Origin of the sequence: Mesorhizobium sp. WSM4308 (assembly GCF_002294905.1) — a bacterium.
Lineage (GTDB): Bacteria > Pseudomonadota > Alphaproteobacteria > Rhizobiales > Rhizobiaceae > Mesorhizobium.
Map to the genome: position 1 here is coordinate 61,208 of NZ_NSFW01000014.1, position 14,995 is coordinate 76,202.

The window sequence follows — 14,995 nt, forward strand, 5'->3', positions numbered from 1 at the left end:
GACGCAACGCTCAGCCTAAAGGAGCTCTCGGTCTCGCTCGATGATTGGTACCGCGGTCGTCGAGGAGACCGAAGTCCCATCACCGCTGGCAAGCGCGTTCTGGCCGCTGGCGAGTCGGGTCGAGGAAAGCACGCACGTTCGGGCGATCGGTGGCCTGTGGCCTTGGGCGCGGCAGCGGTAATTTCCATCCCGACAAGCGAATGTTCATATTGCCTTTGGAGCGGCACAAGGACGGGGCAAAACTTGTCGGCGAGATCGATCTGATCCCGCGCAGGAGCCTCAGGAAATTGCGAGCCTTTCTGCGACACCCACGGGCCGGCTGAACCGCGTGTGAAGAGAAGAGACGTCGTTGTTAGATAACCAGGGCGGGCGCTCGGCGACGCCAGTGCAGTTCGCCATCCGGTAACCCACACGTTCGTGTAATTTTCGACCTGGGACAGTTGATAAATGCGGCGCGGAACAAAATTGAAATTGCGGCGTTTGGAGACTTGCGGGGTAGTGTGACGTCCGCGCGAGGGGGATTTATCCTACATGGATCGAGTGGGAGTGGTGACTGTGCAGGCATCCAAGAAGCAATTGGACCGTCGTAGCATACTGAATTCTTTGAAGGCCTTCCGACGTGGTGACTTTTCAGTCCGCATCGACAACGTCTACGAAGGCCTCGATTCCGAGATCGCAGAAACCTTCAACGAGATCGTGGATCTGAACGATCAGGTGTCCCGAGAATTCGAGCGTCTCAGCAGGGTCGTTGGCAAGGATGGGCGGATAGGCGAGCGTGGCCGCGTCCGCAACGCTACAGGCAGTTGGGAATCCAGCGTCCGGTCCGTCAACGATCTCATAGAAGACATGGTCCAACCCACCGCCGAGGTCGCTCGCGTTATCGGCGCCGTAGCCAAGGGTGATCTGTCGCAGACGATGATGGTCGAGATCGACGGCCGACCGCTGCGCGGCGAATTTCTGCGCATAGGCAAGATCGTCAACACCATGGTTGGTCAGCTTGCTTCCTTTGCCTCCGAGGTGACGCGCGTGGCGCGCGAAGTCGGCACCGAAGGCAAACTCGGCGGTCAGGCGCGCGTGAAAGGTGTCGCCGGGACGTGGAAAGATTTGACCGATAACGTCAACGCCATGGCAACGAACCTGACCGGCCAGGTGCGCAACATCGCGGAGGTGACGACGGCGGTTGCATCCGGAGACCTGTCGAAAAAGATCACCGTCGACGTGAAGGGCGAGATCCTGGAGCTGAAGAACACGATCAACACGATGGTCGACCAGCTCAATTCCTTCGCTTCGGAAGTGACCCGCGTGGCGCGCGAAGTCGGCACCGAAGGCAAGCTCGGCGGCCAGGCGCGCGTCGAAGGCGTCGGTGGGACATGGAAGGATCTGACCGACAATGTCAATTCCATGGCCGAGAACCTGACCGGCCAAGTGCGCAATATCGCCGAGGTGACGACGGCCGTCGCCTTGGGCGACCTGTCGAAGAAGATCACGGTCGATGTGAAAGGCGAAATCCTTGAGCTGAAATCGACCATCAACACGATGGTCGACCAGCTCAATTCTTTCGCTGGCGAGGTGACCCGCGTCGCGCGCGAGGTTGGCACCGAAGGCAAGCTCGGCGGCCAGGCTCAGGTGCGCGGCGTTGCGGGCACTTGGAAGGACCTCACTGACAACGTCAACTCGATGGCTGAAAATCTCACTGGACAGGTGCGCAACATCGCCGAGGTCACGACGGCGGTTGCTTCTGGAGACCTTTCAAAGAAGATCACCGTTGCGGTTCAAGGTGAAATCCTGGAGTTGAAAGACACCATCAACACGATGGTGGACCAGCTGAACTCTTTTGCCTCGGAGGTGACGCGCGTGGCGCGCGAAGTCGGCACCGAAGGCAAGCTCGGCGGTCAGGCCGAGGTGAGGGGGGTTGGCGGCACGTGGAAGGATCTGACCGACAATGTCAATCTGATGGCTGCCAATCTGACCGGACAGGTGCGCAACATCGCCGAGGTGACTACGGCCGTGGCACGCGGCGACCTGTCGAAGAAAATCACCGTCGACGTCAAGGGCGAAATCCTGGAGCTTAAGGATACTGTCAACACGATGGTCGATCAGTTGAATTCCTTCGCTTCGGAAGTGACGCGTGTGGCGCGCGAAGTCGGTTCGGAAGGCAAGCTTGGTGGACAGGCCCATGTCGAAGGCGTCGGCGGCACCTGGAAGGACCTGACCGACAACGTCAATGCCATGGCTGGCAATCTAACCGTGCAGTTGCGCGATGTGTCCAAGGTGGCGACGGCGATTGCCACCGGCGACCTGACGCAGAAGATCACGGTCGATGCACTGGGCGAGATCTTGCAGATCAAGGACGTCATCAACACGATGGTGGACCAGCTCAATTCGTTCGCATCGGAGGTGACGCGCGTGGCGCGCGAGGTCGGCTCGGACGGCAAGCTGGGCGGCCAGGCGCAGGTGCGTGGCGTCGCCGGCACCTGGAAGGATTTGACCGACAACGTCAATGCCATGGCCGCCAATCTTACCGGCCAGGTGCGCAACATCGCCGAAGTGACCACGGCCGTGGCGCTTGGCGATCTGTCGAAGAAGATCACCGTCGACGTCCGCGGCGAGATTCTGGAGTTGAAGGACACGATCAACACGATGGTCGACCAGCTCAATTCCTTCGCCTCGGAGGTCACGCGTGTGGCGCGCGAGGTCGGTACCGAAGGCAAGCTGGGCGGCCAGGCTCAGGTGCGCGGCGTAGCTGGCACTTGGAAAGACCTGACCGACAATGTCAATTCAATGGCTGAGAACCTGACCGGCCAGGTGCGCAACATCGCCGAGGTGACAACCGCTGTGGCGCGCGGTGACCTCTCCAAAAAGATCACGGTCGACGTCAAAGGCGAAATCCTTGAGCTCAAGTCGACCATCAACACCATGGTGGACCAGCTCAACTCCTTCGCCGGCGAGGTGACCCGCGTGGCGCGTGAGGTTGGCACCGAGGGCAAGCTCGGCGGCCAGGCCCGCGTTGAGGGCGTCGCCGGGACCTGGAAGGACCTGACCGACAACGTCAACCTCATGGCGACGAACCTGACCAATCAGGTGCGTGGCATCGCCGACGTCGTGACAGCGGTTGCGCAAGGTAACCTCAAGCGCAAACTGACGGTGGACGCCAAGGGCGAAATCGCTTCTCTCGCTGACACCATCAACGGCATGATTGAGACGCTGGCCACCTTCGCCGACCAGGTGACCAATGTCGCGCGTGAAGTGGGCATCGAGGGCAAGCTCGGCGGGCAGGCCCGCGTGCCGGGCGCCGCAGGCCTGTGGCGCGACCTCACCGATAATGTCAATCAGCTCGCCGCCAACCTGACGACTCAGGTGCGCGCCATTGCCGAGGTTTCGACGGCGGTAACCAAGGGCGATCTGACCCGTTCGATCAGCGTCGAGGCCTCAGGTGAAGTCGCCGCGCTCAAGGACAATATCAACGAAATGATCCGCAATCTGAAGGATCAGACGCTGAAGAATGCGGAGCAGGATTGGTTGAAGACCAATCTCGCGCGGTTTTCGCGCATGCTGCAGGGCGAACGCGACCTTGCCACGGTCTCGCGGCTTATCATGTCCGAGCTCGCTCCGCTGGTGAACGCGCAATATGGCGTCTTCTACGTCACCAACCGCGACGAAGAGGAATCCTATCTTGAGTTGGCGGCGTCGTATGGCGCCGAAAGCAGGGCCGCCATAAAACAGCGTCTCGATCTGCGCGAAGGCCTCGTCGGGCAAAGTGCCGCCGACAAGCGCGCCATCATGCTGAACAATGTGCCGCCGGAATTTCTGCGCGTAACGTCGGGTCTCGGCAGCGCCTCGCCGGCCAACGTCATCATCCTTCCGGCCTTGTTCGAGGATGAGGTCAAAGCCGTCATCGAACTCGCCTCGTTCGGCGAATTCCGTGACACCCATCAGTCCTTTCTCAACCAGCTGATGGAATCCGTCGGCATCGTTCTCAACACCATTGCCGCAACGATGCGCACCGAGGGGCTGCTCAAGCAGTCCCAGCTGCTGACCTCGGAATTGCAGGCGCGGCAGACCGAGCTGACCAAGAAGCAGGAAGAGTTGCATGCCACGAACGAGGAGCTGCAAGAAAAGGCGCAGCTGCTCGAGAACGAAAAAAAGCAGGTGGAAAACAAGAATCTCGAAATCGAGATGGCACGGCGCGCCCTGGAGGAGAAAGCCGAACAGCTGGCGCTTACTTCCAAGTACAAGTCCGAGTTCCTGGCCAATATGAGCCACGAACTGCGTACACCGCTCAACTCATTGCTCATTCTCTCCAACCTCCTTGCGACCAACCAGCAGGGCAATCTGAATGAAAAACAGGTCGAGTTCGCGCGCACCATCAATTCTGCCGGAACCGACCTTCTCAGCCTCATCAACGACATCCTCGATCTGTCGAAGATCGAGTCCGGTACCGTCTCGATAGATATCAACGATATGCCGGTGACCCATCTGCGCCAGCATATGGAACGCACGTTCCGCCAGTTGGCCGCCGACAAGGGCCTCGGCTTCACTATTAAGGTCGATCCCGCACTGCCCGAGACGGTCCGAACGGACGAGAAGCGCCTGCAGCAGATTGTCCTCAATCTGCTTTCGAATGCATTCAAGTTCACATCGCAGGGCGAGGTCAGCTTGAATTTCCGGGTCGAGAAGGCGGGCGGCCGCAACCGTTCCGGGCACGCGACGAACGCCTTGGCGATCGCAGTGACCGACACCGGCATCGGCATCCCGCAAGATAAGCAGAAACTTATCTTCGAAGCTTTCCAGCAGGCAGATGGAACCACCAGCCGCAAATATGGCGGCACCGGGCTCGGGCTGTCGATCAGCCGCGAGATCGCTCGCCTGCTTGGCGGTGAGCTACGGGTTGAAAGCACCCCGGGCAAGGGCTCAACCTTTACGCTGGTCATACCGTTCGCCGGTCCCCGTGTGGCGGCCGCCCAGTCGGCCTTGCCTGCGCCGACCGAGGTTGCGGCCGAGCCGGCATCGCTCGGCAGCTCGCCCTCGGCGGAGCTGGTCGACGATCGCGATTCCATCGCGCCGACCGATCGGGTCGTGCTCATTGTCGAGGACGACCCGACCTTTGGCGGGCTCCTGCTTGGTCTCGCTCGTTCGGCGGGCCTCAAAGGCGTCTTGTCGAATGCGGGGTCCGGCACCCTGGCCCTGGCTCGCAAACTGGTTCCCGATGCCATTACGCTTGATCTAGGGCTTTCGGACATCGATGGATGGGTGCTTTTCGATCTGTTGCGCCATGATCAGAAGACGAAGGGAATTCCCATTCACGTCATCTCGGGTGCCGAAGCCATAGACAGTCTCGCCCGCAAGGGGGCATCCAGTATTTCCACCAAGCCTGTTTCATCCGACGACCTCATGCAGGTGTTTCAGGATATCCATTCCAGGAAGCTGCGCATTCAGCGGCGCGTGCTGGTCGCGGACCCCGACCCGGAGCGCCGGCTATCGTTAGTCGAAGCGATCCGCGACGGCGTGACCTCGGTCACTGCGGTCGGCCGTTTCGCGGCAAATGCCGACGATATCGGCACGGCTTCATATGATGCCATCGTGCTCGGTTTCGGGCGCTCGGCCAAGGACAATGCACAGTCGCTGGACGAGCTCGCCGACCAGTTCGACGGAACCCTTCCGCAGCTGTTGTTCTTTGCCCCTCATCCTGATGCGCTTGAACAGGTGTTGGCCTTGAATCCGGCGCTTGCGAATACGCCGCGGGCCGAGAATTTCGCTCAGCTGGCGCTTCATATGTCGGCGACGCTGCCAGGAGAGGACCGTGAGGAGCGCGCAACGGAAACCGAGCATGCGGGCAAGTCCGACCTGGCTGGGGCGAAAGTTCTCATCGTCGACGACGATATCCGCAACATCTACTCGCTCACCAGTGTCCTGGAGACGTACGATATTCAGGTTCTCCATGCCGAGCGGGGCCGCGACGGCATCGCACTGCTGGAGCAGGTGCCCGATGTCGACGCCGCTTTGATCGATATCATGATGCCGGAGATGGACGGCTACGAGACGATGCGGCGTATTCGCGCGACGCCGGCGATCGCTCACATCCCGCTGATTTCCGTCACGGCCAAAGCGATGAAGGGCGATCGGCAGAAATGTCTCGACGCCGGTGCTTCGGATTATATCGCCAAGCCGGTCGATCTTGATCTGCTGCTGGCATTGCTTCGTGTCTGGATAGGCCGTTCCCGGGGACGCACGGAGAACCCGGAACAAATGCTCTTGGCAGTGAACTGACGGCCGGTCCATGCAAAAGCCTTCGAGAAACAGGGTAAGAAAACTTGAGGCCGGGCAATTGGCCGAGGGACCGGCAAGGGCACGGATCCTCGCCGTGGACGACGATGAACGCAACCTTCTGGCGATCAGCGAAGTCCTTGCTTCGACGGGAGACGTCATCTGCGCCCAATCGGGCGAAGAGGCATTGCGCTTTCTGCTGAAGGAGGACTTCGCCATCATCCTCCTGGACGTCCTCATGCCGGGAATAGACGGCTATGAAACGGCTGCGCTTATACGCCAGCGCGAACAATCCAAGCATACTCCCATCATCTTCCTTACAGCCATCAACAAGGAGCAGGCTCACATGCTGCGCGGCTATGATGCCGGCGCGGTCGACTATGTGTTTAAGCCATTCGATCCGATCATGCTGCGCTCGAAAGTCGCGGTCTTCGTCGAACTCCACGAAAAGACCCTGGAAATTCAGCGAAAGGCAGCGACCGAGAAGAGACTGCTGGCACAGGCACTCCAGGCGCAGAAGGACAAGCTTCAGGCCGAGCAGGCCCTGCGCAACGCGGAGGAACGGCAGGATGCGATTTTGGGTTCCCTGCCTGTCTGTTTCCATGCGCGGGCAGCCGCGCCGCCCTTCGCGACGCGCTTTGTCACCGACGGGGTCGAACGTCTAGCTGGCTTTACATCCAAGACATTGACCTCCGATCCGTCCTTTGGCCTTAGCCGGGTCCACCCGGACGATCGCGCCAGGTTGGAGCAAGCGCTTTTGGTGGCAAAAACGACCGGCTCCTACACCTGTGAATTCCGCTGGCTGTGCGCCAATGGCGAGTATCGGATCTTTCTCGACCAAGGTGTGATGTCGAATGGCGCAGATGGCCGCGAACCGGAAATCTTTGGGACGCTGCTTGACGTCACAGAGCGGCGGGCTCTTGAGGACCAGCTGCTTCAGTCGCAGCGACTTGATGCTATTGGCAAGCTGACCGGTGGCCTGGCTCATGATTTCAACAATCTGCTCGCCGCAATCTTGAGTGGGTTGGGACTGCTCGAACGCGGTGCAACCTTGGATGACCAGGCCCGGCAGGTCCTTGAACTGATGCGGCGCTCGGCCAAACAAGGCGCCGATCTCGTCACTCGCATGCTCGCCTTTTCGCGTCGTCAGACGCTGAAGCCGGAAGCGGTGCGTCTTGCAGGGTTCGGCGACACCATGAACGGGTTGGTAGCACCAGTCTTAGGGGGCTTGATACGCTTCGACTGGCAGATCGACGACACGGTATGGCCGGTCCATGTGGATGCCGGGCAGCTTGAACTTGCGCTGATGAACCTTGTTTTCAACGCACGCGACGCCATGCCGTCGGGTGGGACTATCAGCGTGCTTGCGCAAAATCGCTCCCTCAAGACGACGTCGCAAGATCTGGCGCCTGGCGAATATGTGGTCATAACGGTCAAGGATACGGGTTCGGGAATCCCTTCCGACATACTGGCGAAGGTCATTGAACCTTTCTTCACGACAAAGCCGGTTGGAAAGGGAACAGGGCTCGGGCTCAGCACGGTTTATGGCTTCATGAAGCAGTCCGGGGGTTCTCTTCGCATAGAAAGCGCCCCTGGTCGCGGAACGGCAATGGAACTGTGGCTGCCACGTTCTTTTGATGATTCATTTAACGATGACACGGCGGCCAAAGAGGAACCAGTAACTTATAGCGGCAAAGAAAACCCGTCTGTCCTTCTGATCGACGACAGCAGCGTGTTGCGGCAACTGACTGCCGAGTCGCTTCGTCAGCGAGGTTTTTCGGTGACCTGCGCGTCTGGCGGCGCTGAGGCGCTGGCTGCCATTGAACGGGCCCCGCATGATTTTGATGTAATCGTCACTGACTTTGCCATGCCGCTGGTTACCGGGATCGACGTTATTCGATTCGCACGCAACCTCCGCAGCGATTGGCCGGCGGTGATAGTGACGGGCTACGCCGAAGCGGCTACGATTTCGGATCGCCCGTCGGATGTCCCTCTGTTGAGCAAGCCCTTCCGAGAAAAGGATCTCGTAGAGGCTATCTTTCGAGCAATCGCACCAGCCCCTAAAGCAACAAAGACAGGATAGGGCGGCTAAGTCCGTTTGATCCGATAAAAAGCGAAGGGCGGGGCATGCGCATAAACGCCTGACCAAGAATGGAACGAGCCAGGCGTAAACTTTTACTCGAAGACTGCATTGCGCCTCAGTCTATCGATCGTTAAGCCTCCGTAGCGGACAGCGGGCCGCAGTGCCATCGCAGGGTCGCGCGGGCCCGACACACTCAATACCCCTCGGGACACCTGGCAACATAGACGCGCCCTTGGCGATCCCTATAACGGCACTGGCCGGCCTCGCTGGCGTGTCCGATCACCGCCCCTGCGATGGCACCAGCAGCTCCGCCAACGACCGCGCCTTGCACTGGGTTACCAGCCACGGCCGCGCCGATTGCCGCCCCACCCAGTCCGCCGACGGCAGCACCCTGTTCAGTGCGGGAACATGCAACAAGCGGAATGAGAAGGCTTAATACGAGCATTGTCTTTTTCATCAGTCGTCCTCCAGCAGCCCGAAAGCGGGCCGGATACTAAATGCGCAGTTCCCGCTTTTTGATCCATATCTCTCTAATTTAGATTTAGCTGTTGACGGGATCACATGCATGCCGACAAAGCCGGCGTGCACGTCCGAGACCAGGAACTCTCTGAAAGGGACCGCCTGGCTCGGAGTTGCGCTTATTGGGGAACGCGCCGGCCCTCTTGCGAGTTCGTCCGTCACTTCAACTGCTTCTCGGCCAGCTTACCGCCGGTGGGCCGTTATTTCGCTTTGGTGTTGAATTGACGGTTTGCAGCATAATCGATGGTGAAGGTGCCTGGAGGAGCGCGAACGCCCTCCTTCACATTAGAGATAGTCACTGTCGTGATCTGCCCTCTTTCGTCGGTGAGGCTCCATCTGCGTAGATCCAACGATTTCTTGTCAAAGACCATCGTGATGTTCGAGTTTCCGAAAGCCGACTTGTCAGCCAGCTTAATGATAACCTGAGCACCATCGTCTCTGATGCCTTTGACGCGGTTACCGGAAAATTCGACCTCGTCGTCCAGGACGAGTTTAAGCGGCGTTTTGGAGAGAGCATAGAGGCGTGAGGTCTTGAGCTTCTTGTTGTAGATTACGACGGATCTTCCATCTGCAATCAAGCTGATCCCGGATTGGCCTGCATAGTCGAATCGGAGCTTGCCCGGGCGTTGCAGAAAAAATCTCCCGCTGGTCTTTTCCGCCCTAGGACCAGACTGGACGAAGTCCCCTGACATGGACTTTATGGCTGAGAAATGATCGGCAATCGTCGCTGCATCTGCCGGCGCGGCCGCGACGGCAGGAGTAAGTTCGGAATTGATCGCGGTAGCGCTGACAACCACAAACCAGAAAGCCAGCAGTCTTCTGATCTTTTCCATTTACTTTCCAGGTTCGAGCGGCGTGATTAAAGGAGTTGGCGCGCCTTTTGGCCCCGCGTAGCGCACAATCCAGCACGCGAATTTGCTTTCGCCGACTACCGTAGCAGGCTCGGCTGCGCTGGTGTGCCCGAGCTCCAACCAACCGCCAATTCGGTTTAGCTTTCGCCGATCATACATCGTAATGCGTGCCCGGCTCTCCAAGTGAGAGCCGGGCAAAAAGGAGGCGGTCAATAACCGCTATTCTCCTGCTGAATAACAACGTGGCGGTGACGATGGTGGTGCGATTGATCCATCGGGCTTCGGACAACAACCGCATCGGAGCGATGGTGGCGACGACCGTGATCGAAGAAAGTGATATCACCATGATGGCGGTGATGGAGGCGATGTCCTTCACGATAGATAACGACACGATCATTGTTCCAGCGGTGGTGTCGGTGGTGTCTATGGGTCTGAACTACGATCGCGTCGGCCGAGGCGACGCAGGGTACGAGTAGGCACAGGGCCAAAGCAGTAACAATGGCGACTTTCATTTGAGATCCTCAACGATTTAAGATGGCCCTTCGCCTGCTTAACATCGTGCGATCGCTTTGGTTCCGTTACCGCAGGACCCGTCAGGGACATTGAGAGGTGACCAATTGTCGGCCGACGGCCAATACTCCGGCACTCGTCATCGGCCCAGCATTAGCAGGGCGAGTGCGGCGTAGTGATAGATGCAATTTCGAAGGTAAAACGGATTTCTTTTGCCACGCCCTCAAAAGGATCTCGGGCGTCTATCGGCCATTCCTAAGGCCGGCACTGACGCTGCGGCACAAGTTGCCAACCCGCTAAAGCCGGCCCAACGGCGACGTCCTAAAAATACGGCCCACATATGGAACATTAGGCGGTCCGAAATGTTGATTTCGACGCAATAACCGTACGGTAGGCAAAAGAGCGTGGCCTGCCTATTATTTTGGAGTCCGATCGATGCACAGCATAATCTACATTGTAGGGCTAGTCGTCGTTGTTCTTGCGGTGCTGAGCTTTTTTGGCCTGAGGAGATAGGCACGGCAAGTGGGGAGGCATGACGTTGGTTGCCCGGGCTAGCCAAGCCATCAATGCCGGAACTGATGATGGCCGCGCGTGGCCGCAGCGATGAGCTGAGGAACGCTGGGCCAAGGTTGATGGTCGGTATGTTTGCAAGCCCGCGCGCATCGGGCCATCGCATCGGACCCCGTCTTTCCACATTGCGTGTTCCTGCCGACCACATCGAAACTAGCAGCGGCGCCCATCCGGAATGCCGGCAAATACTACGGGCAAACGATTGTGCTGTAACGGACGCCGCCCGGCCTGGAAGCTGGCTCAGCTTAGATCCCGTCCCAGATGAGTGGTGGACGCTTCAACGACGCGGTGACCGACTATTGGCGCAACTCACTCGACGCCTCCATCCAGGCGCGGCAATTTTATCGCCGAGACGTCGCGCCTTCTTACCAAAAGCGAGCCGCACCGCGAAGACAGCCAGCACCTAATCACCGCTCATTGCAATGCTCCCTTCGCGGGATTCGGTTCTTGTCGGGATTGGAGAATGGAAGTTCGTGCGGGATCCGGGTCAGGCTCTCGCACGTCGGATGTCCAGGCCGGCGCATCTAGCAGCGATTCTTTATTGGGCTCTGGTTTGGGCGGCACGTCTGCCGGTCAGCAGAGGGGTTTGCCGACCCGGGCCGCGCACCAGTTTGTCTGGCAGGGAATGGTCTTCCTGGCCAACCGACCAGCCGTAGAGAATGTTCCATCTGCAGCGGAACTGGCACTGACGGGGGCGGTTATCGTTGATCACGGAGGACCAAAGGCATGCGTGACAACGAAAACCATCGCGAAACCGGGGCCACAAAATATCCGGCAAAGACCGGCGTCGACTCTTCGAACGCGTCCTCTCAGGACGCGGCCGCAAACAAGAAGCCAAAGCCTGGCGGTGGCCTGACGCGCCCCGTGAATGAGGTGGAAGACAAGACTCACCAATCAGACGGGCGGCAACCATCAGAAGAGGAAACCGATTCCAGGCCCTGATCCTCGCCATCCGGTGGGCGCGTCAACCCTTCGCAGAGAATTCGTGGCAAGGCAGAAAAGTGATGCCAGTCATTTTGCGGTCTTGCCCAAAGTGTCCGCTACGACCGCGCCACGTTTGCCCATGGGCAGGGGCAGGCCGGTAGTGGAATCAATCGCTGTCTGATGCTCCATCTCGGCATTGATCGCAGCGCCGGCGATAAGGATGATGACGGAAATCCACGTCCACATCATTAAACCGACTACGGCGCCGAGCGATCCGTATGTGGCGTTGTAGTTGGCGAAATGCTGCAAATAGAATGAAAACAGCCACGACGCCGCGATCCACGCAACGGTCGCAATCAAAGAGCCCCAACTCAGCCAACGCCATTTGGCACGTTCGCGGCTTGGTCCGAAGCGATAAAGCAGAGAAATTCCGGTCAGCATCGCGCAGACCAAGACCGGCCACCGGGCTGCTGCTATTAACGTCTCCGTCCACGCATCCAGATAGAAATAGCGCAAAAGCGCGGGAACGACGCCCACCGTGAGCAACAGCACGATGCCGATCAACAACGCGCCGACAGTAAACAGGATCGACATTAGGTTGAGCGTGATGAAGCTGCGTTTTTCCCGTTCCTCGTAGGCGATATTCATGGCATCAAAGAGTGCCTTCATGCCGCTGTTGGAACTCCAAAGCGCGATACCAAGGCCGATGAAGAAACCGATGCCGAGAGCGCCGGGTTTTTGCCTGGCCAAGGCTTGAAGCTGTTCGCGAATGAGGTCTAGCCCGCCCGACGGAAGCAATCCGCCGAGATAGGCGATATGGTCGGCAACCGAAACCGGGTCCGCGACAAAGCCGTAAATTGAAATGAAAGCGGCCAAGGCCGGAAACAGTGCCAGAAGCAGGTAGAACGTGGCGCCGGCCGCAACGAGCAAAACCCGGTCCTTGTTGAATTCTTCCCATAAGCGCCAGAAGATATCTTTCCAACCAAGCGCAGGTATCTGGGATGGCCAAGCCGCGTCGCGTCCACGGTCTCCCTCCTCCGATCTCAGAGCTGCCTTACTCTCTTCCGTTGTTAAGGCCGCGCGACTGGCCGCTTCTTCATCGATTAAAGACGCCTCTGTGGCGGGCAGCTTCTGACTCCGTCTCGCTTTCGAAGTCACAGGGCTAACCCCATCGCTGTCCACCACATTCGACTACGCTCCAATGTGCGGCCAATGCTTCCCTTGACCGCTGTGGGTTGCCGTCGAACGCTTCCGTAATGCGCTTCCTCATGCCCGGGCTTGAACCTCTCAACGCCTTGAACGGCGTAGCTGTTCCGTTGCACCTGCGAGCTGGCAAGCCAGCCGAAAACCTGTCCATGGTTTCGACTGGCGCAAAAACCGCTCGAAACTGCCAGCCTATTTGGCGATGCGACACATCGCCGACATTCACCCAAAATCGGCGGCCTCACGAAGGCGCCAAGCAGACCTATCGGGACCCTTGATCGTGCAGGCACCGGCGTAGCCTCAGGCGCGGCGTGAGTAACGAAATACACGGAGAACAGAACCTCCAAAGCAACGCGATACCAGTAATCAAAGCCATTCCTGGACCTCCACCCACTCGAACGCGGAGAACGTGTTGCGAAATCAGCGTGCCCCAGCCCTGCGTCTAGTTCCCCCAGCGGTGATTTGATCGCGCGGCCAACGGCGAGGACCGCTATCGAGACGCCCGACGCTTTCACCAATCCTGAACGCTGCATATACGATGCCGATCTGGATCAACAATTTGAGCATGAATAGTCTCCTTGGCAGCAAAAACTTGGTCGCTGGCCATTGGTTCCGCTGGCGATTCCGTCACCAATTCATCTCCGCAATGTGGTTCGAGCCGTTACCCGGATCATCGATCGCTGCCTCAGTCTGAGAAAGCACTGCCCGACCTTGACCACCTGGCGCTATTCCGCGGATCCGTTGTTGGTAAATGGTGAAGCGCTGGGGATGCACTGCAAGGTCCAGCCCGACGGCGTCGGCTGCCTCTGGTATTCGGCGATGGCCGCCATGCATTGTTCACGCTTGTCGAAACTGCCAGGCAAGATTGCCATGCCACCCTGCGGACCGGCTATTACCAGGTACCAGATTAACGCTGCTGTCGAAGCCATGGTGTTTCCTCGTTGCAAGCGAAGCTATAAAAGCGGGCGGCTGGACCGCTTTATGACAGTGGCAGGAATGAGCTAGCGGCAAGCTGGTGAACATCGTCGTGCTCTGCCTACGGTTCGCAACGCGCGCTTTCAGAGCCTGGGATTTTGCGAGATCTTGCATTTTGAAGCCCGCCGCCACGAGACGACGGGCTTGAGCCAGGAAGGTCAGTCGTAGACCTTGACGATCTTGTGGGTGCCTGGATCGACCAGAACAGTCCGGTTGTCGATCACGACATAACGGTATTTGACGTTGGGGACTTCGCGAAGCTCGACTGTATCGGGTAGAGCCGTGCCGATATTGAGTTCCACTCCGGGGACCTTTACCGACGCGAGCGGCTGCTTCTTCACATATTCGCGGATCACCGTGTCCTGCTCGGGCTGAATGATGATATCCTCGGCCGCCGCGACGCCGACGCCTGTGAGCAGAAGAAATGCCGCGGCTGCGGCAGACAGATGCAATTTCATATTGGGCTCCTCGTGAGAGTGGCTCCGACTGGTGGTGTCGAAGCTCAATAGCCAACTTGGCGCTGACGCAATCGTTCCCCTTGGTGGACTTCGGTCTGGGGTCCGGTTGGACATATGTCTGGCCACGTTCGGCAATGGTCTTGCAGACGGTGCGGCTTGGAACGGTCCCCTTTTGCGGAAGTTGTGAGCCGGAACCGAAGGAAAAATCTATTGATAGGAGCGTTGGTCAAGCGCGTTCTGTTGGCCATTATCTCCCTCGTGATCGGAATATCTCTTGGCTGAAGTCAACCATCGCGACTTTCCGAATCCGCGCAGTTATGTCCCTTCCTGCGCTGATAAGGGTTCGCTCGTCTCCCCGGGGGCGAGCGAACCCGTGGACTTCAGCTTGGGAAGATTGGATGTTCAACGAGAAAGAAAATCGGTCATTGAAGCTGGATTGCTCCTGGCCGTGCCCATTTCTGTCGCCATCACCTCACTGATAGCGGTTTTCGCCTTGGCCGGAATGTGATTTCGACGGCGGGCTTGTTCAGACAGGCTTCCACGTTCATTAGGTTGCAATAGTGTTGTTCACCGCGCTGATGCCGTCGGTAACCTAGCACCGAATTGAGATCGCCGGGACCCCAAGCGGGCTGGGGCCG

The 14,995-nt window shown here is 58.7% G+C and carries 10 protein-coding genes; 5 read left to right on the plus strand and 5 right to left on the minus strand.

Features of this window, described 5'->3' with window-relative positions:
* Positions 1–531: 531 nt before the first annotated feature.
* Together CK227_RS24215 and CK227_RS24220 are read left to right on the plus strand one after the other, a co-directional pair.
* Positions 532–6,267, plus strand: coding sequence for a HAMP domain-containing protein (locus CK227_RS24215; protein ID WP_095774622.1), 5,736 nt, complete (start codon positions 532–534; stop codon positions 6,265–6,267).
* Between the two features lie 94 nt (positions 6,268–6,361).
* Positions 6,362–8,347, plus strand: coding sequence for a response regulator (locus CK227_RS24220; RefSeq protein ID WP_245318238.1), 1,986 nt, complete (start codon positions 6,362–6,364; stop codon positions 8,345–8,347).
* A 193-nt stretch (positions 8,348–8,540) separates the two neighbouring features.
* On the opposite strand, the gene CK227_RS24225 is transcribed toward CK227_RS24220, so the two are convergent.
* Together CK227_RS24225 and CK227_RS24230 are read right to left on the minus strand one after the other, a co-directional pair.
* Entirely contained in the window at positions 8,541–8,804 is a 264-nt protein-coding gene (locus CK227_RS24225; protein ID WP_095774620.1) for a YMGG-like glycine zipper-containing protein, read from the minus strand.
* Between the two features lie 262 nt (positions 8,805–9,066).
* Complete coding sequence (locus CK227_RS24230; protein WP_095774619.1) at positions 9,067–9,699, minus strand: outer membrane lipoprotein carrier protein LolA; 633 nt, start codon at positions 9,697–9,699, stop codon at positions 9,067–9,069.
* Positions 9,700–9,959: 260 nt separating this feature from the next.
* Here CK227_RS24230 and CK227_RS37995 point away from each other — a divergent pair, with 260 nt between their 5' ends.
* Together CK227_RS37995 and CK227_RS36290 are read left to right on the plus strand one after the other, a co-directional pair.
* A complete protein-coding gene (locus CK227_RS37995) occupies positions 9,960–10,193 on the plus strand; it encodes a hypothetical protein (protein WP_179296513.1) in 234 nt (77 codons plus the stop codon).
* A gap of 1,330 nt (positions 10,194–11,523) precedes the next feature.
* On the plus strand, positions 11,524–11,739 hold the full coding sequence (locus CK227_RS36290) for a hypothetical protein (RefSeq protein WP_095790014.1): 216 nt from the start codon (positions 11,524–11,526) through the stop codon (positions 11,737–11,739).
* A 69-nt stretch (positions 11,740–11,808) separates the two neighbouring features.
* Here the strand turns inward: CK227_RS36290 and CK227_RS24240 are convergent, their stop codons facing one another.
* From CK227_RS24240 to CK227_RS24250, 3 genes are all read right to left on the minus strand, one after another.
* Positions 11,809–12,879 carry a YihY/virulence factor BrkB family protein gene (locus CK227_RS24240; protein ID WP_095774691.1) on the minus strand — a complete coding sequence of 357 codons (1,071 nt, stop codon included), beginning with the start codon at positions 12,877–12,879 and terminating at the stop codon, positions 11,809–11,811.
* Between the two features lie 770 nt (positions 12,880–13,649).
* A complete protein-coding gene (locus CK227_RS24245; RefSeq protein WP_095774617.1) occupies positions 13,650–13,853 on the minus strand; it encodes a hypothetical protein in 204 nt (67 codons plus the stop codon).
* A 204-nt stretch (positions 13,854–14,057) separates the two neighbouring features.
* The gene (locus tag CK227_RS24250; protein ID WP_095774616.1) at positions 14,058–14,357 is read right to left on the minus strand and encodes a DUF1236 domain-containing protein; all 300 of its coding nucleotides are present in this window, start codon (positions 14,355–14,357) and stop codon (positions 14,058–14,060) included.
* A 274-nt stretch (positions 14,358–14,631) separates the two neighbouring features.
* Between CK227_RS24250 and CK227_RS36295 the strand changes: the two genes are divergently transcribed.
* Positions 14,632–14,865, plus strand: a complete 234-nt coding sequence (locus tag CK227_RS36295; RefSeq protein WP_143750522.1) for a hypothetical protein — start codon at positions 14,632–14,634, stop codon at positions 14,863–14,865.
* Positions 14,866–14,995 lie beyond the last annotated feature (130 nt).